Source organism: Exobacillus caeni, assembly GCF_005747095.1.
Classification (GTDB): Bacteria; Bacillota; Bacilli; order Bacillales; family Guptibacillaceae; genus Exobacillus; species Exobacillus caeni.
On sequence record NZ_SWLG01000001.1, the window covers coordinates 152,847 to 173,428 of the forward strand.

Genomic DNA, 20,582 nt, shown 5'->3' on the forward strand with positions numbered 1-20,582 from the left:
ATTTGGAATTTGTCTCACAAAATTAAAAAGTTTAAAAATGTGAGAAAAGGAAATAGGGAAATAGAAGGAAAAATAAGGAATTTTCTCCGCTTTTGTTCACGAAAAATCCAACCAATATCATTTGAGCCCCTCGATTCCATACTATTATAATAAATCGTACTATTTAAAAGTATCTTCGATGTACTACATACTGATATAAATCACCTATTATATGGTCATGATAGTAAAGATATTCATTTATTTTTTGAAACCCCATTACCTGATGTTACGTCATAATCAGTAGTTAAATGGATGTTTGGTTTCCTAAGGAGAAGAAGGGCAGGTGACCGCTCGATGTGCGGTTTTGTAGGATATATGTATAACACTGCTTTAAACATTGATGAGGAGGAAGAAAAGCAATTAAGAGGAATGTCTGAACTGATTACCCACCGGGGCCCGGATGATGAGGGGTTTTTTGTTGATCAGTTTGTTCGGTTCGGTTTTCGGAGGCTCAGTATTATAGATCTCGAGCATGGACGCCAACCATTGTCTTATGAAAATGACCGCTACTGGATTATTTTTAACGGTGAGATCTATAATTATTTAGAACTTCGTGAAGAACTTCTAGAAAAAGGTTTAAAATTTGAAACCAATTCTGATACGGAAGTAATTTTAGCTTTATATAGCGATATAAAGGAAGAGGCAGTTAAGAAACTTCGTGGGATGTTTGGCTTTTTAATTTGGGACAAACAAGAAGAAAGATTATTCGGAGCACGCGACCCATTTGGAATAAAGCCTTTTTATTACATGGAAGATGATAACGGATTATATTGCGCTTCCGAAAAGAAAAGCATTCTCTGGCTTCAGAAAAAGGACAGAGTAAATATGCAAGCATTGCAGCACTACATGACATATCAATACCCGCCGGAGCCGGCAACGATCTCTGAAGATATTTTCAAACTTGAGCCGGGTCATTACTTTACGAAAAAGCCGGGCCAGCCGATGAACATTAGAGCTTATTGGAAGCCTTCCTTTCAGCCATCTAACCATAACACGGATGAATACATTAAAAAAATTCGCGATACACTAAGGGATTCCGTAAACATTCATATGCGAAGTGACGTGCCGGTGGGAGCTTTCTTATCCAGTGGTGTTGACTCAAGCTCGATCGTTGCACTGGCAAAGGAATTTCATCCTTCTATTAAAACATTCACAGTTGGATTCGAACGAGAAGGGTTCAGTGAAATAGATATCGCTAAGGATACTGCAGCAAAGCTGGGAGTAGAAAATATACATTACGTTATTCGTCCCGAGGAGTTTATAAAGGAACTGCCAAGAATTGTCTGGCATATGGATGATCCTGTAGCAGACCCTGCGGCGATACCGCTTTATTTTGTGGCAAGAGAAGCCAGTAAGCATGTGACGGTCGTACTTTCCGGAGAAGGTGCAGATGAATTGTTCGGCGGGTATAACATATACAGGGAACCGGGTTCTTTGAAGATGTTCCAGCGGATGCCAGGAGCAGCAAGAGGGGCACTTCGCTCTTTATCAAAATGGATGCCTGTAGGAATGAAAGGAAAAAGTTTTCTGGAGAGAGGCACAACGCCGATCGAAGAACGCTTCATAGGAAATGCTAAAATTTTTACAGAAGAAGAAAAACAAAAACTGCTTGTTCATTATGATAGTTCTGCTCCTTATACGAAGATTACAAGGGACATGTATGAAAGGGTTGCCCATTATAACGATGTTCACAAAATGCAGTACGTCGATATGCATACCTGGCTTCGGGGTGACATTCTTGTGAAAGCTGACCGAATGACGATGGCCCATTCGCTTGAATTACGTGTACCGTTCCTTGACAAAGAAGTCTTTCATGTTGCCAGCCAGCTCGATCCGAGTGAAACGATTGCTAATAATACAACTAAATACGCACTTCGTGAGGCGATGAGGGGGGTCGTTCCTGATTCCGTCTTATATAATAAGAAGTTAGGATTCCCTGTACCGATTCGCCACTGGCTGAAAAATGAGTTGTATGACTGGGCAAAGAATCTTATCAATAAAAGCCCTACGGATCACTTAATAAACAAGCAGTTTATACTAAAAAAACTTGACGAGCATGCGCAGGGGAAATTCGATCATTCCAGAAAAATATGGACAGTGCTCGTATTCCTGATCTGGCACCAGTTATATGTAGAGCAAAACCATGTAAGACAGGAAAACCTTTCTTCCTTAGAAGAGAATCAATCGGATTACATGTACGCGAAACGATAAACGAGGGATTTATAGAGAGAAATAAGGGATTTCTGGACGAGAAAAGCTGAGAGGGGGGAAATTCCCCTCATTTTTTTGTGGAAAAAGTAATTTTATGATATACTAATACAGTTGAAAAAATAGTTAGGAGTGTTTTCATGGCAGAACAATATAATGTCGGTGATATCGTTGAAGGGAAAGTAACTGGAATTAAACCTTTCGGTGCGTTCGTTGCGTTAGACGAAAACAACCAGGGATTAGTTCACATTTCCGAAATTTCGCATGGATTTGTGAAAAATATTGAAGATACACTTTCAGTGGGAGACGAAGTAAAAGTTAAAATTCTTTCCATTGACGAAGAGTCTGGAAAAATCTCACTTTCAATCCGTGCTACTCAACCTAAGCCGGAAAGAACTGAAAGACCAAAACCAGCTGGCAAGCCTGCAGGCGGCGGAAACCGTGGCGGTAATAACAACAAAAAAGGAGCTTCAACTCCTCCAGGATTCAATACGCTTGAAGACAAGCTAAAAGACTGGTTAAAAGAGTCCAACGAACGCCAGGCCCAATTAAATAAACGCATGAAAAAGTAGTATAAAAAAGGAGGCAAGCTATCGCAGCTTGTCTCCTTTTCTTTTTTATGGTGTTTCTCCTTCAGGTTCAGTTGTCAGTTCTTCTGATGGTTTAAACAGAAGCGTCAGGCAGTAAAGGCCGCTTAAACCAACAAGTCCGTAGACAATGCGAGAGAGTGCTGCGTTTTGCCCACCGAATATTGCTGCCACAAGATCAAACTGGAAGAAACCGATAAGTCCCCAGTTGATTGCTCCGATAATTACTAATATTAATGCAATACGTTGTAGTGTACTCATGATTCAACCTCCTTTAGGTATAAAGAATCTAATTCAGTTATAGAATGACAAACTAAAGACAAATTTATGCACTCCAATATAAAAAATATTTTTCCTCCCAATCAGATTTCTTTATTTTATATGGAATATCAGACATAATATAACTAACTCAGAAGAAGGAGTTGAAGATATTGGATAATTTTACTTACCAGAACCCGACTAAATTGATTTTCGGGAAAGGCCAGATGGAAGAACTGAAAAATGAAATCCCTCAATATGGAACAAAAGTGCTTGTTGTTTACGGTGGGGGAAGCATAAAGAAGAACAATATATATGATAAAGTGATGGGCTACTTAAAAGAAATGAATGCTGAAGTCCATGAGCTCAGCGGTGTTGAACCGAATCCTCGTTTATCTACCGTACATAAAGGTGTCGATATATGTAGGAACGAAGGAATTGAGTTTATCCTGGCTGTAGGCGGCGGAAGCGTAATTGATTGCACAAAGGCCATTTCTGCAGGGGCGAAGTATGAAGGGGACGTGTGGGATTTTGTAACACGAAAAGAAGTTCCAAAAGACGCACTGCCGTTTGGAACTGTACTAACACTTGCTGCAACCGGATCAGAAATGAATGCGGGATCAGTGATCACGAACTGGGAAACACACGAGAAGTACGGATGGGGCAGTCCGTTCGGTTTCCCGAAATTCTCGATTCTCGATCCGGAAAATACGTTCACAGTACCGAAGAATCAGACTGTGTACGGCATGGTAGATATGATGTCACATTTATTTGAGCAATATTTCCATCCACAAACAAATACACCATTAATGCTGAACATGCAAGAAGGTGTATTAAAAACAGTAATCGAAACAGCACCTAAGCTAGTGGAAGACCTGGAGAATTACGAATACCGTGAAACGATCCTGTTGAGCGGAACGATTGCTTTGAACAATTCCCTCCAGATGGGAATCACAGGAGACTGGGCTTCCCACAATATAGAGCATGCTGTATCTGCTGTGTATGACATTCCTCACGCAGGCGGCCTTGCGATTTTATTCCCAAACTGGATGAAGCATGTTCTTGATGTGAATGTCGACCGATTCGTTCGGATGGCAGTCAACGTATTCAATGTAGATCCAGAAGGAAAATCAGACCGTGAAGTGGCGCTTGCTGGAATTGAAAAACTGCGTGAGTTCTGGAGCAGCATCGGAGCTCCTTCCCGCCTTGCTGACTATGACATCGACGATTCTAAAATCGACGAAGTGGCAGACAAAGCAATGGCGCGCGGCGAATTCGGCAACTTTAAAAAATTAAACCGCGAAGATGTAGTGGAAATCCTTCGCAACTCGCTATAAAAACAAAAAAATCTGGGAGCTCCGGCTCCCAGGTTTTTTTAATCTTCTTAAAAGCTGATTTTATGTTATCAATGTTATTAACAGTTATTGAGGGGTCTGACCCCCAAGAAATTGTGGATAAACTTAATTAGACTTTTGTACGGTGCCGTAATTGATTTTAAGGACCAGTTCTGTTAATAGCTGTGAAAAGGTACTGAGATGGTTTTCCATCCTTCCGGGAAATTCGGTTTGGATGAATTCCAGTGTATCCTTTCCTGGTTCGTGCCAGATTTCTCCGTGTTTAACTGTCTGGGTATATCCATCGAGTGCTCCGATCTCCCAATTTGTGGCCTCGAAGTAAGCATATGGTATTCCCGCGTTTTTAAATGGGGCATGATCACTCCAGTCTCCGGTTGTGCCAGCCGGATAATCTTCATTTATTCCCGGGTTAGTGTTCACATCGAGCTTGCGCTTTTCAGCGATATCAAGGGCGAGATCCCGAACCCAGCCTTTTTCACCAGCTCCTCCGTAAACATACATATGATCACCGGCAGCAAGGCTGTCCAGGTTGATCATCGCCACCGTGTTATCGGCTTCTTCCTGGCTCATCCGGGAAACATAGTATTTGGAACCCTGCAACCCTCTTTCTTCTGCACCGAATGCAACGAATTTTATCGTATAGTGGGGTTTTGCTTTTTGTAATCGTTCTGCCACCTCAAGCATCACGGCTACGCCTGAACCGTTATCATCGACACCCTGTACATCGTTAACAGTGTCGTAATGCGCACCTATGATAATTTCCTGTTCAAACTTTCCTTTTTTTACTGCGATAACATTTGAAGAGTCAATTTCCTGGTCGTTCCTTTCAAAGGAAAACTCTTGAATAGAAGGGTTATAGCCTAACTGGTCGAAAATAGAAGTAATATACTTCTGGGTGTTCTGCTCATCTGCCGTGCCTGCCTGCCGGTCGCCGAAATCATCCGCGAGAACAGTAACATGGTTATACGCAATTGAACCAGGGGCTTCTTTCTTCGTAAGCGGTTTCGCAAGTGCTAATGAAGAATACATTGTGAATACTAATGCCAGAGCAAACAATACCAGTAAAGCCTTTCTTTGCTTCATGCTTGATTCCCCTTCCTATTAACCGTATGGAACTTTGACTCTATTCTAAAGAAAAAAAGAGAGAATTGCGCTGAAAATTCTCACATTTTAAAAAATGAGCGAAAAGGAGCTGTCCAATACTCCCAGGAAAATGAAATGTTTTCCAGTGTTCAGCAAAATACCAGGAAACTTGCATCATTTAATAAGAGGAAAAAGAGGGATTAACGATGGAAAAGAGGTTTTCACGTATTGGAGGAATCCTTGGCCAGCTGGCATCGGAGTTATCGAACCGATCAAAAACTTCAAAAGGAGGCTAAACTGCAAGGAGGAAAAGGCATGCTTATTCATGCGGACAGCCTATTGTATCAACTATAGTACCCAATCCTGATTCATTCCGCTATGGCGTGAAGATGTTTCGTAACATGGAGATAACGGGCCGGAACAAAAATCTGATCAGCCGGAATAAACCGGAAAAATGATTTCTCCAGCAAGTTCACTTAAGAACCAATTAGAAAAAAAAGCTTTTGAATTGCGAAGAAAATAAAAAATCCACAATGGATGCGTTTACATTTAGTAGCCTGCTTGATTTACAAAAAGCTATTCGATAAAGTGGAAAGGAGAGTTATTAGATTCCTAAATCTTATATAAATGGAGGAACAGGAATGACTGTAAATAAAGTAACATTTGATTATTCAAAAGCTTTGTCTTTTATCGGAGAACATGAAGTTTCTTACATGAGCGAACTTGTGAAAGCAGCACATAACATGATACATAATAAAACAGGGGCAGGAAACGATTACCTGGGCTGGCTCGACCTGCCGAATGAATATGATAAAGAGGAATTTGCACGCATCGAGAAAGCTGCTGAAAAAATTAAAAGCGACTCTGATGTGTTGCTTGTAATCGGTATCGGCGGATCGTACCTTGGCGCACGTGCAGCGATCGAAATGCTTAATCATTCATTCTACAATCTCCTTGAAAAAGAAGAGAGAAAAACGCCACAGATCATCTTTGTTGGTAACCATATCAGTTCCACTTATACAAAAGAATTACTAAACTATATTGAAGGAAAAGATGTTTCGATCAATGTGATTTCAAAGTCAGGAACAACAACAGAACCAGCACTTGCATTCCGTATCTTTAAAAAGTTCCTTGAGGAGAAATACGGTGTAGACGAAGCTAGAAACCGTATTTATGCGACAACAGATAAGGAAAAAGGAGCTTTAAAAACCCTTGCGAACGAAGAAGGATATGAAACGTTCGTCATTCCTGACGATGTTGGCGGGCGCTATTCCGTTCTTACTGCTGTCGGTTTGCTTCCGATTTCTGTGAGCGGAGTGAGCATCGAAGACATGATGAAAGGTGCACAGGCTGCAGTTGAAGACTTAAGCACAGCTGAGCTTTCTGATAATGCCGCTTACCAGTATGCGGTTGTAAGAAATGCGCTGTATAACAAAGGCAAGACGATCGAGCTTCTGGTCAACTATGAACCATCGTTGCATTACTTTTCTGAATGGTGGAAGCAGCTGTTTGGAGAAAGTGAAGGAAAAGACAACAAAGGAATATACCCTGCGTCTGCAGATTTCTCTACAGACCTTCACTCCCTTGGACAATACGTTCAGGAAGGCCGCCGCGACCTTTTCGAGACTGTGCTTAACGTAGAGAACATACGAGAAGAAATCATTATTGAAGAAGACGACAAGAATCTGGATAAGCTTAACTACCTTGCAGGACAGACGATGGACTTTGTAAACAAGAAGGCATTCCAGGGAACGATGCTTGCACATACAGACGGAGGGGTTCCTAACTTAATCGTCAACATTCCTGAGTTGAACGCATACCACTTTGGCTATCTTGTTTATTTCTTTGAAAAAGCATGTGCGTTAAGTGGCTACTTGCTTGGAGTAAATCCCTTCGACCAACCAGGAGTAGAAGCATATAAGAAGAACATGTTTGCGCTTCTTGGAAAACCAGGATTTGAAAAAGAAAAAGAAGAGCTAGAAAAACGCCTTAATGATTAACTGTAAAAGGAGTGCCCCGTGCACTCCTTTTTTATGTAATCATTTAATTTGTAGACGATGCAGTTCTTTTGTTTTCTAAAAATTGTTCGATTTGCTTTTCATGATGCTTGTCATGCTCACCGAATTCCTGAAGTAAATACAATATCGAATAAGGCTCGCCTGTATGGGGGCAATGAGTTATCGAGTTTACTGTAATATGCTGTTTCAGTGTTTCTTCGGAAAGGTTATTAACAAGCTTCATTAATTTTTTTCTTGATTCAACTGCTTCATCGATCAGTTCTTTTTGCGTAGTTCTAGATTTAGCGTATTCACTGGCTTTTTCATTAAATGAATCGTGGTCTGGGAAGGTGATCTGCTTTTGGTCGGTTATGGCTGGAATCTGTTCGATTAAATAGCCGTCCCATTTTAGAAGATGGGCGACTATCTCATTTACCGACCACTTCCCGTCTTTAATCGGTTGGTTCCAGTTCTCTGGAGCAAGCTCTTCAAGTTGGCTTACCCATTTGATATAAGCATCAGAATGATTAAGAATATCGTTTTTCATTTTATCTCCTCCTATCGCATAAAAAAACTTCGCTTCCGTATAGGTAAAATCCTTTTGGTAATTTGGCTGAAAATTGGACACGATAACGTTAGAAATAGTGAAGGAGGAATGTAACGATGATTCCGTTAGAGTCAACTGTGGAAGGAAAGCAGCTTGAGCTTAGTGTAATGGAAGAAGAACTGAGAAATCTTGGATTCAGCTACGGGGGCAATTGGGAATGGGACCATGGCTATTTTGATTATAAAATTGATGATGAAGATGGATACTTATTCCTGCGAGTGCCGATTGAAGCGGTTAAAATGCAGTTGGACCAGGATGGAGCTGTTGTAAAAATCGGCCAGCCGTTTTTACTTGCCCATATTTATCAGGAAGGTTTAGACGACCATGTTCATACCTGGCAGTGGACAGGATCGATCGACCAGTTTTCAGAACCGGTGGACAAAGACGCAGATATTGATGACAAATGGTTAGATGTTGGAGAAAAGCATCTAAAAAGGATGGAAGATGCTTTATCTCCTTACTTTTGAATAATTAAGAGGCGGTCGCCTTCTTTTATCGGAAAAGGAGGGGCCGGATTTAACTTTAATTCCTCATCACGTTTGATTCCGATCAATAGAGCGTCTTTATCAATCAGCTTTTTTGAAACATCACAAAATTCTTTCCCGGCAAATTCCCCGGATACTGTTTCATATGTAATTTTGTTAGGGTTTATATTTGTTAAAATATCAAGAAAAATTGGCGAGATACCTGGATGAAAAAGACTATTGATCATCATAGTGCTCGAGATGTTCGCGCTCTGGATTACTTCATCTGCTCCCGCTCTTTGTGCGTTCACGATTTGTTCAGGAGAAAGTATTTCAACGATACTGTAGATGGAAGGGTTGAGCCCTTCAACTGTGAGTAGCGTTAAGATCGATTGCATATCCATTTCGTTTTCATTCTTATATTGATCCGCTGTAATTAGGATTGTTTCGGCTTTTTCTGCGTTAGCCTTTTTTAGTGTTCTATCCTCACATGGATTCCCTTTTATAAAATGGATTCCTTCTTTTTCAAGAGGGTTTTCCATTAATGAATTGTCTATTAAAACAATAGAAAGTCCGGGACGAGCCTTTAAAAGATAATCAATCGTACTTCTGCTCCGCTCATTCCAGCCGACGATGATTAGGTGGTGTTCTCTGCGAAATTCACGTTCCCCTTTTCTTAATGCAGTTTGCCCCATAAGCGAAGAGGAAGCGAGTTTAGCCATATAAAAAGTGACGAACCCGGCTCCGGAAAGAATGAGAAACATACCGATCAACCTGCCTAACGTGCTTTTAGGGACAAAATCACCATATCCGACCGTAGCAGCGGTAACCAGCGCCCACCAAACGCCGTCAAAGATAGTAGGAAAACTCTTGGGTTCCACAAAATGAATGGTGATGCCAATCGCAAAGATAACTAAAAGTATTATGGAAATTAACTGTAATAAAATATGGGTACGAAAAAATGTAGTAAACATTCTTAAACGCATTGTCTAACCACCTCCGAACTCATTATGCCCAGTTATTACCACTAAAAAACTATCATCCTTTAGTTTTCGGAAAAAAATAAAAGGGAAGAAAAAAGCAAGGAGTGATCAACATGGAGCCAAGAAAAAGCAGACAGCGCTCATTTATCATACCTTTAATCAATACGATCGTTGGAATTGTCGAAGCGATCATCGGCATTCGAATCATTTTAAAGCTTTTTGGAGCCAATCCTAACGCCCCGTTTGTGCAGTGGTTGTATGCAACATCAGGACCGCTCCTGGCTCCATTTCAGGGAATCTTTCCATCCCCTGAGCTAGACGGAAGGTTTGTGATTGAGTTTTCCGCACTGTTTGCACTTATTATCTATAGCATCATCGGGTCGTTGTTAATAAAGGTTGTTCACTTGATTAGAGGAGATTAAAAAAATACTTCCCTTTATTAATTAGAAGAGGGAAGTATTTTCATTTCCTATCTTGCAAATAATATTTGTACTGTGCTAAAATTATTTTTGTCGATATTGTGATTTTATATTGCGGGGCTTTAGCTCAGCTGGGAGAGCGCTACGCTGGCAGCGTAGAGGTCAGGGGTTCGAGCCCCCTAAGCTCCATACTTTAACATGAAGTCTTTCACTAAACACTCTTTTTATTTCTGTTACTACAGAAAGGAAAGGGTGTTTTTTATTTGTGTTTTCGTTTCCACCAGAGAAAACCAATTATCCAGTCATCGAAACTAATACACATTTTGTCTTTTCTACCCGAACATTTCTTAACTTCGACAACAGCTTTCTCCATCAACTTTCTTATTGCGAAAGTATAATATTTCCATATTAACTAAGGAAATTAATTGGGGGAGAGAGAATGCTTCTTAGAAAAATCACTTTTGCAATTGGGATTGTGGGAATGAGTCTAAGCTTGATGGTTACGTCGGTAGAGGCCTCACAAGACGAAGCGATTATTATTAACAAAAGGACTAACCAGCTGGCTTTTTATGAAAAAAGTACCCTTCAGAAAGTTTTCCCCGTTGCAACAGGTAGAACGAAGAATTTAACGCCAGAAGGGAAGTTTACTCTCGTTAATAAGGTGAAAAACAGGCCCTGGTATACAGGTAATATTCCGGGTGGCGATGCCCGGAACCCATTGGGTGCAAGGTGGCTCGGGATTAAAGTCCCTGGGGATTGGGGACATGTTTCTGGAAATGTTTACGGAGTTCACGGAACGAACAATCCCTCCTCTATCGGAACCTATGCATCCAATGGATGCATCCGGATGTACAATAAAGATATCATCTGGTTGTTTGATCGAGCTGATATGAATATTCCGGTCTATATCACAAGTTCTTCTTCTTCTTTTGCCGCGTTAGCTCAAAAATACGGAGTTGGCAAAGCAAAGAAAGTAGTAGCTGGATATGAAACCTTCAATGTAACCTTAAAATACGGTAGCAAAGGGGAAGCGGTTAAAATCCTTCAGCGAAAACTAAACATTACAGCTGATGGATCTTTTGGCCCACAGACTTTGAGTGCTGTAAAGAAGTTTCAAAAATCGAAAGGGTTAGTGGCCGATGGTATTGTAGGCGCAAAGACAAGGGCAGCATTATTCAATAAATAATAAAAAAGAATAAAAAGCAAAACCAGCCATAGAAAAGCTCTTTCCGTAGGCTGGTTTTCTTATGGGTGTAAACCTGCTTTGCTTTCTGAGTATAACTATCTTGTAAAACAATGGAAGGAAGGTAGCATCGGTGTGTAAATAAAAATGAGGCATTGATCGGAAAGTGAACTATACTAGCACCGATAAGACTGTATGGGAATGGAGTTTCTGGTACCAACACGACCGAAGAAGGACGCCATGGTATATTTTTTACTGGAAAAGTCATAGAAGATACTTGAACTGCCATGGAAACAGGATCATCTGCATAGACCCTCGTCGTATCAACAGTATTAAACACATTAAATCACCTCGCTTTTTAGGCTTCGTTTACAGGGAAGATTGCAAAGATGCTCACTTATTCCGTAAATGAACCATGCGATCGAAGGCAATTTTTATAAAAACTTTCTACTAAGATTGTTATTAATCTGTAGTTAGTTTATGAAAATATAATTTGCTGAATAAGATATGTATTCTCCATATTTTCTGCACAATTTAAGGGTAAGACTTGTGTATAAGGTTAATTGTTAAGGGGGTATCACCAATGGATCACAGCAATCATCATGAAAATCATAGCAATTCTCATCATAATCACGGCCACCAAAATGACCACCTACACGGGAAACAGGAAGACCATGCTTCACATCACGCACACATGGTAGATGATTTTAAAAGAAGATTCTACATTTCGCTATTGGTCACGATTCCAATCTTATTCTTATCTCCAATGATTCAGGATTTCCTTGGTTACGAATTTCGTTTTACCGGAGATATGTACCTTTTATTTGGACTTTCCACTTTTGTATTCTTTTATGGAGGATGGCCGTTTCTTCAAGGTTCCTGGGATGAGTTAAAGAAAAAGGAACCCGGGATGATGACGCTCATTGCCCTGGCAATCACTGTCGCCTACGGATACAGTTCACTTACCGTATTCGGCCTTTCAGGAAAGAACTTTTTCTGGGAGCTTGCAACGCTGATCGATATCATGCTGCTCGGGCACTGGATCGAGATGAAATCTGTCATGGGAGCTTCACGTGCTCTGGAAGAACTGGTTAAACTGATGCCTTCTGAAGCCCATTTGATCGATGAAGAGGGCAACGTGAAGGATGTTCCAACATCCGAATTAAAACAGGGAGATAAAGTGTTGATCAAACCAGGAGAAAAAGTCCCTGTTGACGGAACGATTCTAAAAGGGGAATCTTCACTTGATGAATCAATGTTGACCGGAGAATCCGTTCCAGTAGAAAAGTTCAAAGATGATGAAGTTATCGGAGGCTCGATCAACGGAGAAGGGTCATTAACGGTAACAGTTGAAAAGACCGGTGAAGATAGTTATCTATCCCAGGTTGTCACGATGGTAAAAGAGGCACAGGAATCTAAATCACGGACACAGGATTTATCGAATCGGGCAGCTCGGTGGTTGTTTTATCTTGCACTGCTGGCCGGAATCCTTACGTTAGTAATCTGGATGCTTACTGGAGCTAGCTTTGTGTATGCACTGGAACGAATGGTCACTGTAATGGTTATCGCCTGTCCACACGCACTAGGGTTGGCAGCGCCTCTGGTTGTTGCAAGGTCCACAGCTCTGGCAGCTAAAAAAGGGCTGTTAATCCGTAATCGAGCAAGTTTTGAGGGAGCAAGAAACCTGGATGCGATCGTCTTCGATAAAACCGGTACCTTGACAGAAGGCAAGTTTGGTATAACTGACATTAAAGTTTCTGACGGATTTGAAGAGGATGAAGTAGTTATGCTTGCTGCTTCTCTTGAGGCTCAATCTGAACATCCGATCGCAAGAGGAATCTTTGAAGAAGCTGAAAATCGTTCTATAAAATTAGTCGAACCAGATGAGTTTCAATCTATTACCGGTAAAGGACTTCAGGGAAGGGTCGATGAAATAAGAGTAATGGTGGTCAGTCCAGGTTACATGGCTGATGAGAATATTAAATATGATACTGAAACCTTTAAGCAATTATCTGGAGAAGGTAAAACTGTAGTCTTTGTGTTGATAGAAAACAAGCTAGCTGCCATGTTCGCATTAGCCGACAAAGTGAGAGACAGTTCGAAAGATGCTATGCAGCGCTTAAAAGTACTGAAGATAAGAGCGATGATGTTAACGGGGGACAACAAGCAGGTTGCAAATTGGGTAGCCGACCAATTGGATCTCGATGAAGTGTATGCAGAAGTTCTCCCTCACGAAAAGGCTGATAAAATCAAACAAGTAAAACAAGAAGGACTAAAAGTCGCGATGACAGGCGATGGTGTAAATGATGCTCCTGCCCTTGCGAATGCAGATCTTGGCGTTGCTGTAGGCGCAGGAACAGATGTCGCAATGGAGACAGCGGACGTTATCCTTGTAAAAAGCAATCCAAAAGATGTAGTTTCCATTATAGACCTGTCAAAAGCCACTTATAAAAAAATGATCCAAAACCTGTGGTGGGCTGCTGGTTATAACATTATCGCCATTCCGCTTGCAGCGGGAATCTTATATAACGCTGGCATTGTGTTAAGTCCAGCAGTAGGAGCGGTATTAATGTCACTAAGTACGGTTATCGTAGCGGTTAATGCTCGTTTGTTGAAAGTATAATTGTGAAAAAAACTAGAACAGGAGTGAGCTAGATATGATGAATGGTGGTAATATGATGGGAGGAGGATTCGGGATGTTTGGCTGGTTCATTCCAGTCATTATCATAGCTATTATTCTCTTCCTTGTCGTTTACTTTGTCCGGAATATCCAAAACAAAAATCAAAGTAGCACATCATCTAATGCGCGTGCCATTTTAGAAGAGCGTTATGTAAAAGGAGAAATTTCAGAAGAGGAATATCACAGAAAATTGAACAACTTACAAAAGTAATTCAATAGTTAAAGCATTATGGATAAGATTCCCTTGCTCTTTAATAGTGAACAGCAACATAGCCGGCAAAAAAATGAGGAGGTTTTTTACTATGAAAACAACTACTTTAAACGTTCAAGGAATGACTTGTGGCCACTGCAAAAAGGCAGTGGATGGAGCGCTTACTGATTTAGAAGGCGTAACAGATGTGAACGTTAACCTAGAAGCAGGTAAAGTTGATGTCACATATGATGAGGCAAAAACAAACCTGGATAGCATGAAAGAAGCCATAGAAGAACAAAGTTATGATGTAGCGTAATGTTGAGAAATCAAAGTCAGAATGTCCAAATTAATTGTGGCATTCTGATTTTTTGAAAGCAAATTGTTTCCACTGTTCATCGTAATCTTGTCAAAGTTTTGTCCTCCATCTCTACAAGATATGCACGATTTCTTTGTATCCTAAAAAGGGAAATAAGGATGAAAAATGAATAAAAACAGTAAAAGAGGGGACAGGGATGAAAGATTTAAATAAAGTGATCAGTGAGCGATACAATCGTGTTTCAGGAGTCTACGATTTTATGGATACCATGATTAAACACCAATGGCGAAAGGAGTTATTAAAGCATGTCAGCGGTGAAGTTTTAGAAGCTGGAGTAGGAACGGGTGCAAATTTACCCTTTTATCCTGAACAGGTTAAGGTAGCAGGTATCGATATTAGTGAGGGCATGCTTAAGCAGGCTCGCAAAAAAGTCGCCAGTAACCATCTCCAAGATAAAGTTACATTGAGGAAAATGGATATACAGGATCTTGAATTTCCTGATAATTCTTTTGACTATGTTATTTCAACATGTGTTTTTTGCTCAGTCCCAGATCCTGTAAAAGGGTTAGAAGAATTAAAAAGGGTGTGCAAACCAAACGGCCGGATTTTCATGCTTGAACACATGAGGAGTGAAAATGTAGTATTAGGGCCGATTATGGATGTGATAAATCCTTTTGTCGTTAGATTATGGGGGGCCAATATAAACCGTAGAACGATAGAGAATATAAAAGCAGCAGGGCTAAGCATTGAAAAAAATGAAAAGTTGTTCGGTTCTGTTATGAGAAAGTTGACCTTAACAGTTATATGAGAAATCGTTTGAATTCATCTGTCTATACTTTTTAATAACTTAGTGAACCATAGTAAGTTAAATATTTTTATAATTCATAAAAAATGCAAATTTCATGGTTAGATAGTAGGTAGAGTTATAAAATAAGGGAGTGATTTTGTGGGAGACTTAACGAGAAGGGGTTTCCTAAAAGGGTCTGCAAAAACCATTATGGGAGTAGCTCTTGCTACAAGCTGGCTTCCTCTTGTCACTGCGGGTTGTAGCTCTAAAAGTTCAGTACCAGGTTCTTTAGTAAATCTGGGACCGATCGATGAAGTTACAAAGGGACCTTTTCCTAAAAAGATAAATTATAAGACTACTATTGAAGATGGATGGACAGACCGTGATATAGAAGGGTTTGTTTATGTAACGAAAGGGATCAAAAGGGATATAATCGTCATGTCCCCTGTTTGCACGCATCTTGGTTGTACCGTTCCACTTGCAGATGAGTCGAAGAGAAGTGAAGAAGTTACTTTTTTATGTCCCTGTCATGGTGGGGAGTATAACCAGGCCGGCATCAACACTGGTGGACCTCCACCCAGACCGTTGGATCTTTTTGGAGTTGTTGAAAAAGAAGAAAATCTGTATGTTGATATTGTAAGCCCAATTAAAAGAGTAGAAAATTAACGTAACGAACCTTTTGATGAGGTGAATTTTATGTTTCTTCATTCAAGGAAAATTTTTGAGTTGAAGAGAAATAAGCGTTTTTATATTCCGGCGAAGTGGCGAGAGGAGTTTGATTTGCAACCAGGAAAAGATGCCTCGATTACACTTCATCAAGATGAGTTATGGATACAAGAGCCTGGAGAGGAAACAGATATTGTATGTACGATTGGCAGAGGTGGAAGTGTGTTGATTCCCACTGAAATTGTTCTTCTTGCTAACTTTAAGAACCTGCAGATGTTTTCAGTGTATGTTGACCGAGAGAAAAGAAGAGTGGTGTTAAAAGCCCTGTAATTTTACTAGCTTTGTTAGGTAGTTTAATCCTTTCTGCTAAAAATCCCTTCGTTACTAAAACAAAATCTGAAAGTGGCGTTTACTGATATAAACGCCCCTTTCAGACATCTTTTATCCAATTAGTTCCTTGAAATTTTTAACTATTTGAGATCTTTCTTCAGAAGAACTAGATGGCTGTACAGTCCACTTATTTTCTTTGATAATTTTTTCATACTCTTTAGCAATTTCTAATTGATCCATCGCCATTCTAACATGGGTTTCTTTAACACCCTTATTTTTCATTACCGTACTGTGGGAGTAGTTCTCTTTTGCTAAGGCATTAGCGGTGAACATTCCATCCAGTGCAATATGTCTGTCTCTATATACAGTACTGGCATGCTTGTCCGTGTTTGTGTTTTTATCATCGAAGTTAATTGATTCTTCCGCGCCTAGCATTTTACTCATTGTAACAGCGTGATCTTTTAAAATATCGATTTGTTTTGAAATGATCTCACGAAGTTTTTCATCCTGTACATGTAGTTTATTGTCCATTAGTCTGTGCATCACACCGTCATGAATTACTAAATGTTCGGCCATAAGACCGGTATCTGTCATTTTCAACATTAAAACCTCCTTGGAATATTATTTAGCTACAATTTGCTACATACCCAGATTTTTTGCAGAAAATGTGCATAAAAGCCTTTTTTAAAAAGTAGTTACGATCATTCTGTGTTCTTTATTTCTGAACTAATGCCCAAATTATTGGGTTCAGTTATAAGTATAATAAGAAAGAGAGTTGATCCTATGAAAAAGAACATGATTGGTAGCAACACTATTGTTTATGACGGGTCTAGGAAACGCAGCTCTATCATACGGTAATTCGGGAAACAATAACGTTAACTTTGGTCAAGCCAACAACCTATATTAAGAAATGCATCCTGAAATGAATAAAAGAAATGTATACTACCTTTCATGGGACAAATTTAGCGGCACTGTCAAAATGGCAATGAAAGAATAAAAAGAAACAAAAAGAGGCTGGGACAAAAGTATTTTAGCCAGAGAAAAATCCGAACTATAAATTCTGGTAGGAGCCTTTATCGAAAAGGTTAAAATTTTCTTTTTCCCTTTATCCATAGTCCGCTATAAGTTAGATTACTCCTCCTTTAGGGAAACGATTTATAGAGAATACCTGAAAAAGTGGAGGAATTGGATGAATGTATGGATTTGGGGTCTCGTTTTACTATTAGCTGTTAGTTCGGCAAAATGGGGCTCGGGCAAGCTGGCTAAACCTCTTAAAAAGCTTAGTAAGCAATGGGGATTTTCAAAGGTAGCAGCTGCCAGCTTACTTGCTTTAGTAACAGCGAGTCCCGAAGTAGGGATTAGTACAGTAAGTGCAATACGGAGCGTATCAGACATCGGACTTGGAAATATGTTAGGTTCCAATATCATCGCTCTGCCACTCATCATGACAACCGCATATATAGCTTCCAGGAAGTCTTTTAAAACAAACGGGAAAGAGCACCAACAACATTTAGAAAACAAGTTTTTTGCTTTGCCGAAAAGCTCTGTTTATGTGCTTACGGTTCCTTATCTTTTAATTGTCGGTCTTGTAGCAGTTTTAACGATACCCGAAGATTGGAGAGGGCTACAACCCGTAGATGGGTGGATCATACTAGCAGCTTTTTTTATCTATTTAGGCCAGGCATTGTGGAGAGGAAAAGGAAAAGGAGAAGAAGTAGATTGGAACAAAAAAGAGATTTTTCTGGCACTTTCTGGAGTTCTTGCTGTTGTATTTGGTGCTTATTTTACAGTAAGGGCTGCTGAGCATATTATCGATTATATAGGTATTTCCTTGGTAATCGGGGGCCTATTTATTACGAGTACCTTAAGCACGGTTCCAGAAGTTTTTAAAACATGGAAAGTGGTAAGCAGTGGCCAGCCTACAGCGGGGAGTACAAGTGTAATTGGAGATAAAGCGATTACTATGACACTGGGCTTCTTTCCACTGGCCATAGTTACGACTCCGATAAGCAATTTTCAAATATACTGGGTCAACATTGTTTTTGTTGCATTGATTCCTGCTGTTTTTTCATTATTAGTCATTTATAAGAAGGAAACAGGCTTAAAATTAAAAGATATTCTTATTTTGAATTCCCTTTACATTCTGTATTTGGTCATTATTTTAGGAGTAATTGGTGTTTATTAGTAATTAATCGTCCTTGCTATTTATACCATTACAAAATAAAATCCGGTTACCTTTCATAACCGGATTTTACAATTAAGATAGTTGTACTTCACCTTTTACTTCCTCGTTAGAAGAAGGGTCCCTTTTTTGTTTTCCCTGCCATAAGATGGTCAGACTGATTAAGGTAACAAGGATGGTAGCTCCCATATCTGCAAGAATCGCAATCCAGAGTGTTAGCCAACCAGGAATAGTTAATAACAGGGCAATTAATTTAAGTCCTAATGCTAACGAAAGGTTCAATCGAATCGTTCGGTTAACACGTTTGGCAATTGATATCGCGTCGGGCAGTTTACCTAAGTGATCCTGCATCAGTACGATGTCAGCTGTTTCGATCGCACTGTCAGTTCCTTTTCCCATGGCTATTCCTAAATCAGCTGTAGCAAGTGCTGGAGCATCATTAATGCCATCTCCTATCATCGCCACTTTTCCATTATTAGTTAATGATTTAACTTGTTGCACTTTTTCTTCAGGCAGTAAGTCCCCGAAATAACTCTTCACGCCTACCTGTTTGGCTACCTTTTCGGCTGTTTTTTCGTGGTCTCCTGTTAGCATCACAGTATTTTTTATACCAACCTGATGGAGTTTTGCAACGACAGACCGGCTTTCTTCCCGTATCTGATCGGAAATGCCGAAGATTCCAAGAATCTGGTCCTTATCGGCAACGATGACAAGGGTTAATCCATCGTTTTTCATTTCATTGATTTTTTTCTTTATGGGGTCAGGGATGACAAGGTGCTCGATATTTTTTTCATTACCAACCCAATATCTTTGTCCATCGACTTTTGCAACAATCCCCTGTCCTGAAACTGTTTCAATATCTTCCGCTTCTTTCGTAACGATTGAAAACTCCTCTATTTTTCTCATGACCGCTTTTGCTAACGGGTGAGAAGAGGACTTTTCAACAGCAGAAGCAACAGGGAAAAAGCGTTCCTGGTCAAAGACTTCGTATTTTTGTACAAACGGTTCTCCAATTGTTAATGTTCCAGTTTTGTCAAACGCGAGTGTATCGATTTTACCCAGTTGCTCAAGGAAAACCGATCCTTTTATGAGAATGCCGTTACGGGCGTTTCTCGTGATACCCGAAATATTTGCGATAGGAGATGATAGGATCAACGCACATGGGCAACCCACGATAAGAACTGCTAATCCCTGATAAAACCATTCTCCCCAGCTTCCTCCAAACAGTAGAGGAGGGAACACCATAACAATTGCTGAAATGACCATGATTAAAGGTGTGTAATACTTTGAAAATCGGTTTATAAAAAGCTCCGTTGGCGTTTTTGTATCCTGGGCTTCTTCTACAAGGTGCAGTATTTTTGCCAGTGAGGAATCTTCATAAGCCTTTGTAATCTGGACTTTTAAAACTCCTTCGTTATTAATGCTGCCTCCAAACACTTCTTCGCCAACTTGTTTTTCAACAGGCATCGACTCACCAGTAATAGCTGCTTCATTTACAGAGCTAGTGCCGGATACAATGGTACCATCTGAAGGGATTTTTTCTCCCGCCCGTACCAAAACAGTATCATTTATCTTTAACGATTGAATAGATACTATCTTTTCCTGTCCATCCTGTATAATAGTAGCTTCTTTTGGAGCGATATCCAGTAGTTTTTCCATCGATTTTCGGGCTTTTTCCATCCCGTAACCTTCAAGTAATTCATTCAATCCAAACAGGATCGCAACAAGGGTTCCTTCCTTCCATTCCCCGATCGACACTGCTCCGATTAAAGCGATCGTCATTAATGTTTCGATATTAAATTTTAACTGAAAAAGATTTTTTATCCCTTTTAGGAAAGTCTGGTATCCGCTTAGTGCCATCGCTAATAAATAAAAGATTGCTAACGATGCATCTACTTTACTTTCCGTGAAAATGGCCGCTAAAAAGATAGCTGTTGAAATAGACAGTAAGAGGATAAGCGTTTTTTGATTACCGTGGTCGTGATCGTGTCCGTGGTCATGACCATGATCGTGATTCTGCTTCTCTTTAACAAGGGATGCATTATCTGATGCGAGGATCTTTTCTACTTCATCCAACTTTATGTTGTCATCTACTTTCAACTTGCCGGAATTATAGCTTAGTTTAGCAGATTCGCCGTTCTCGAGTTTCTTTATCTGATCTTCGAGGTCCTGGGCACAGTTCGGGCAAGACAGTCCTTGCAAACGGTATTCCTTCATAACCCTGAGTGCCTCCTTTCTGTCATCT

20 protein-coding genes and 1 tRNA gene are annotated in these 20,582 nt (G+C 40.1%); 15 read left to right on the forward strand and 6 right to left on the reverse strand.

All coding sequences use genetic code 11. From position 1 onward, the window contains the following. Positions 1-333: 333 nt before the first annotated feature. Together asnB and yugI are read left to right on the forward strand one after the other, a co-directional pair. Positions 334-2,250, forward strand: coding sequence for an asparagine synthase (glutamine-hydrolyzing) (gene asnB, locus FCL54_RS00785; RefSeq protein ID WP_138122163.1), 1,917 nt, complete (start codon positions 334-336; stop codon positions 2,248-2,250). A 137-nt stretch (positions 2,251-2,387) separates the two neighbouring features. Continuing rightward, the gene (yugI, locus tag FCL54_RS00790) at positions 2,388-2,819 is read left to right on the forward strand and encodes a S1 domain-containing post-transcriptional regulator GSP13 (protein ID WP_138122165.1); all 432 of its coding nucleotides are present in this window, start codon (positions 2,388-2,390) and stop codon (positions 2,817-2,819) included. Positions 2,820-2,864: 45 nt separating this feature from the next. Here yugI and FCL54_RS00795 read toward each other — a convergent pair whose 3' ends face one another. Then, entirely contained in the window at positions 2,865-3,095 is a 231-nt protein-coding gene (locus FCL54_RS00795; RefSeq protein ID WP_138122167.1) for a DUF378 domain-containing protein, read from the reverse strand. 170 nt (positions 3,096-3,265) lie between these two features. Here FCL54_RS00795 and FCL54_RS00800 point away from each other — a divergent pair, with 170 nt between their 5' ends. Continuing rightward, complete coding sequence (locus FCL54_RS00800; protein ID WP_138122169.1) at positions 3,266-4,429, forward strand: iron-containing alcohol dehydrogenase; 1,164 nt, start codon at positions 3,266-3,268, stop codon at positions 4,427-4,429. A gap of 123 nt (positions 4,430-4,552) precedes the next feature. Here the strand turns inward: FCL54_RS00800 and FCL54_RS00805 are convergent, their stop codons facing one another. Beyond that, a complete protein-coding gene (locus FCL54_RS00805; protein ID WP_138122171.1) occupies positions 4,553-5,530 on the reverse strand; it encodes a M20/M25/M40 family metallo-hydrolase in 978 nt (325 codons plus the stop codon). 641 nt (positions 5,531-6,171) lie between these two features. Between FCL54_RS00805 and FCL54_RS00810 the strand changes: the two genes are divergently transcribed. Further along, positions 6,172-7,530: a glucose-6-phosphate isomerase gene (locus tag FCL54_RS00810; protein ID WP_138122173.1), complete on the forward strand. Its 1,359-nt coding sequence runs from the start codon at positions 6,172-6,174 to the stop codon at positions 7,528-7,530. A gap of 43 nt (positions 7,531-7,573) precedes the next feature. On the opposite strand, the gene FCL54_RS00815 is transcribed toward FCL54_RS00810, so the two are convergent. After that, complete coding sequence (locus tag FCL54_RS00815) at positions 7,574-8,074, reverse strand: DinB family protein (protein WP_138122175.1); 501 nt, start codon at positions 8,072-8,074, stop codon at positions 7,574-7,576. A gap of 116 nt (positions 8,075-8,190) precedes the next feature. Here FCL54_RS00815 and FCL54_RS00820 point away from each other — a divergent pair, with 116 nt between their 5' ends. Then, positions 8,191-8,601 (forward strand): YugN-like family protein, encoded by a 411-nt coding sequence (locus FCL54_RS00820; RefSeq protein WP_138122176.1) that lies wholly within the window; start codon positions 8,191-8,193, stop codon positions 8,599-8,601. Here FCL54_RS00820 and FCL54_RS00825 read toward each other — a convergent pair. Further along, positions 8,592-9,584, reverse strand: coding sequence for a potassium channel family protein (locus FCL54_RS00825; RefSeq protein ID WP_246055096.1), 993 nt, complete (start codon positions 9,582-9,584; stop codon positions 8,592-8,594). The genes FCL54_RS00820 and FCL54_RS00825 overlap by 10 nt on opposite strands. Positions 9,585-9,694: 110 nt before the next feature. Here FCL54_RS00825 and FCL54_RS00830 point away from each other — a divergent pair, with 110 nt between their 5' ends. The 9 genes from FCL54_RS00830 (at position 9,695) to FCL54_RS00870 (ending at position 16,155) form a co-directional block, all read left to right on the forward strand. After that, complete coding sequence (locus FCL54_RS00830; RefSeq protein ID WP_138122178.1) at positions 9,695-10,003, forward strand: YggT family protein; 309 nt, start codon at positions 9,695-9,697, stop codon at positions 10,001-10,003. A gap of 113 nt (positions 10,004-10,116) precedes the next feature. Further along, a tRNA-Ala gene (locus tag FCL54_RS00835) sits at positions 10,117-10,189 on the forward strand. 250 nt (positions 10,190-10,439) lie between these two features. Further along, positions 10,440-11,186, forward strand: coding sequence for a L,D-transpeptidase family protein (locus FCL54_RS24535; protein WP_171016616.1), 747 nt, complete (start codon positions 10,440-10,442; stop codon positions 11,184-11,186). Positions 11,187-11,766: 580 nt separating this feature from the next. Further along, positions 11,767-13,806: a heavy metal translocating P-type ATPase gene (locus FCL54_RS00845; protein WP_138122180.1), complete on the forward strand. Its 2,040-nt coding sequence runs from the start codon at positions 11,767-11,769 to the stop codon at positions 13,804-13,806. Positions 13,807-13,840: 34 nt separating this feature from the next. Further along, positions 13,841-14,074, forward strand: a complete 234-nt coding sequence (locus FCL54_RS00850) for an SHOCT domain-containing protein (RefSeq protein ID WP_138122182.1) — start codon at positions 13,841-13,843, stop codon at positions 14,072-14,074. A gap of 91 nt (positions 14,075-14,165) precedes the next feature. After that, entirely contained in the window at positions 14,166-14,372 is a 207-nt protein-coding gene (gene copZ, locus FCL54_RS00855) for a copper chaperone CopZ (protein ID WP_138122184.1), read from the forward strand. Between the two features lie 196 nt (positions 14,373-14,568). Beyond that, positions 14,569-15,180, forward strand: a complete 612-nt coding sequence (locus FCL54_RS00860; protein ID WP_138122186.1) for a class I SAM-dependent methyltransferase — start codon at positions 14,569-14,571, stop codon at positions 15,178-15,180. 138 nt (positions 15,181-15,318) lie between these two features. Continuing rightward, the gene (locus tag FCL54_RS00865; protein WP_138122188.1) at positions 15,319-15,825 is read left to right on the forward strand and encodes a QcrA and Rieske domain-containing protein; all 507 of its coding nucleotides are present in this window, start codon (positions 15,319-15,321) and stop codon (positions 15,823-15,825) included. Positions 15,826-15,885: 60 nt separating this feature from the next. Continuing rightward, positions 15,886-16,155, forward strand: a complete 270-nt coding sequence (locus FCL54_RS00870; RefSeq protein ID WP_138122190.1) for a hypothetical protein — start codon at positions 15,886-15,888, stop codon at positions 16,153-16,155. 111 nt (positions 16,156-16,266) lie between these two features. On the opposite strand, the gene FCL54_RS00875 is transcribed toward FCL54_RS00870, so the two are convergent. Beyond that, positions 16,267-16,755: a hypothetical protein gene (locus tag FCL54_RS00875; protein ID WP_138122192.1), complete on the reverse strand. Its 489-nt coding sequence runs from the start codon at positions 16,753-16,755 to the stop codon at positions 16,267-16,269. A gap of 589 nt (positions 16,756-17,344) precedes the next feature. On the opposite strand from FCL54_RS00875, the gene FCL54_RS00880 reads away from it, so the two are divergent. Continuing rightward, positions 17,345-18,340: a sodium:calcium antiporter gene (locus FCL54_RS00880; RefSeq protein WP_138122194.1), complete on the forward strand. Its 996-nt coding sequence runs from the start codon at positions 17,345-17,347 to the stop codon at positions 18,338-18,340. A gap of 72 nt (positions 18,341-18,412) precedes the next feature. Here the strand turns inward: FCL54_RS00880 and FCL54_RS00885 are convergent, their stop codons facing one another. Continuing rightward, positions 18,413-20,554 carry a heavy metal translocating P-type ATPase gene (locus FCL54_RS00885; RefSeq protein ID WP_138122196.1) on the reverse strand — a complete coding sequence of 714 codons (2,142 nt, stop codon included), beginning with the start codon at positions 20,552-20,554 and terminating at the stop codon, positions 18,413-18,415. Positions 20,555-20,582: the final 28 nt, after the last annotated feature.

Coding starts and splice junctions, on each gene's coding strand:
- FCL54_RS00885 (WP_138122196.1), bottom strand. CDS start 20,554: ATGAAGGAATACCGTTTGCAAGGACTGTCTTGCCCGAACTGTGCCCAG.
- FCL54_RS24535 (WP_171016616.1), top strand. CDS start 10,440: ATGCTTCTTAGAAAAATCACTTTTGCAATTGGGATTGTGGGAATGAGT.
- yugI (WP_138122165.1), top strand. CDS start 2,388: ATGGCAGAACAATATAATGTCGGTGATATCGTTGAAGGGAAAGTAACT.
- FCL54_RS00880 (WP_138122194.1), top strand. CDS start 17,345: ATGAATGTATGGATTTGGGGTCTCGTTTTACTATTAGCTGTTAGTTCG.
- FCL54_RS00825 (WP_246055096.1), bottom strand. CDS start 9,584: ATGCGTTTAAGAATGTTTACTACATTTTTTCGTACCCATATTTTATTA.
- FCL54_RS00830 (WP_138122178.1), top strand. CDS start 9,695: ATGGAGCCAAGAAAAAGCAGACAGCGCTCATTTATCATACCTTTAATC.
- FCL54_RS00820 (WP_138122176.1), top strand. CDS start 8,191: ATGATTCCGTTAGAGTCAACTGTGGAAGGAAAGCAGCTTGAGCTTAGT.
- FCL54_RS00795 (WP_138122167.1), bottom strand. CDS start 3,095: ATGAGTACACTACAACGTATTGCATTAATATTAGTAATTATCGGAGCA.
- FCL54_RS00815 (WP_138122175.1), bottom strand. CDS start 8,074: ATGAAAAACGATATTCTTAATCATTCTGATGCTTATATCAAATGGGTA.
- FCL54_RS00845 (WP_138122180.1), top strand. CDS start 11,767: ATGGATCACAGCAATCATCATGAAAATCATAGCAATTCTCATCATAAT.
- FCL54_RS00850 (WP_138122182.1), top strand. CDS start 13,841: ATGATGAATGGTGGTAATATGATGGGAGGAGGATTCGGGATGTTTGGC.
- FCL54_RS00860 (WP_138122186.1), top strand. CDS start 14,569: ATGAAAGATTTAAATAAAGTGATCAGTGAGCGATACAATCGTGTTTCA.
- asnB (WP_138122163.1), top strand. CDS start 334: ATGTGCGGTTTTGTAGGATATATGTATAACACTGCTTTAAACATTGAT.
- FCL54_RS00810 (WP_138122173.1), top strand. CDS start 6,172: ATGACTGTAAATAAAGTAACATTTGATTATTCAAAAGCTTTGTCTTTT.
- FCL54_RS00805 (WP_138122171.1), bottom strand. CDS start 5,530: ATGAAGCAAAGAAAGGCTTTACTGGTATTGTTTGCTCTGGCATTAGTA.
- copZ (WP_138122184.1), top strand. CDS start 14,166: ATGAAAACAACTACTTTAAACGTTCAAGGAATGACTTGTGGCCACTGC.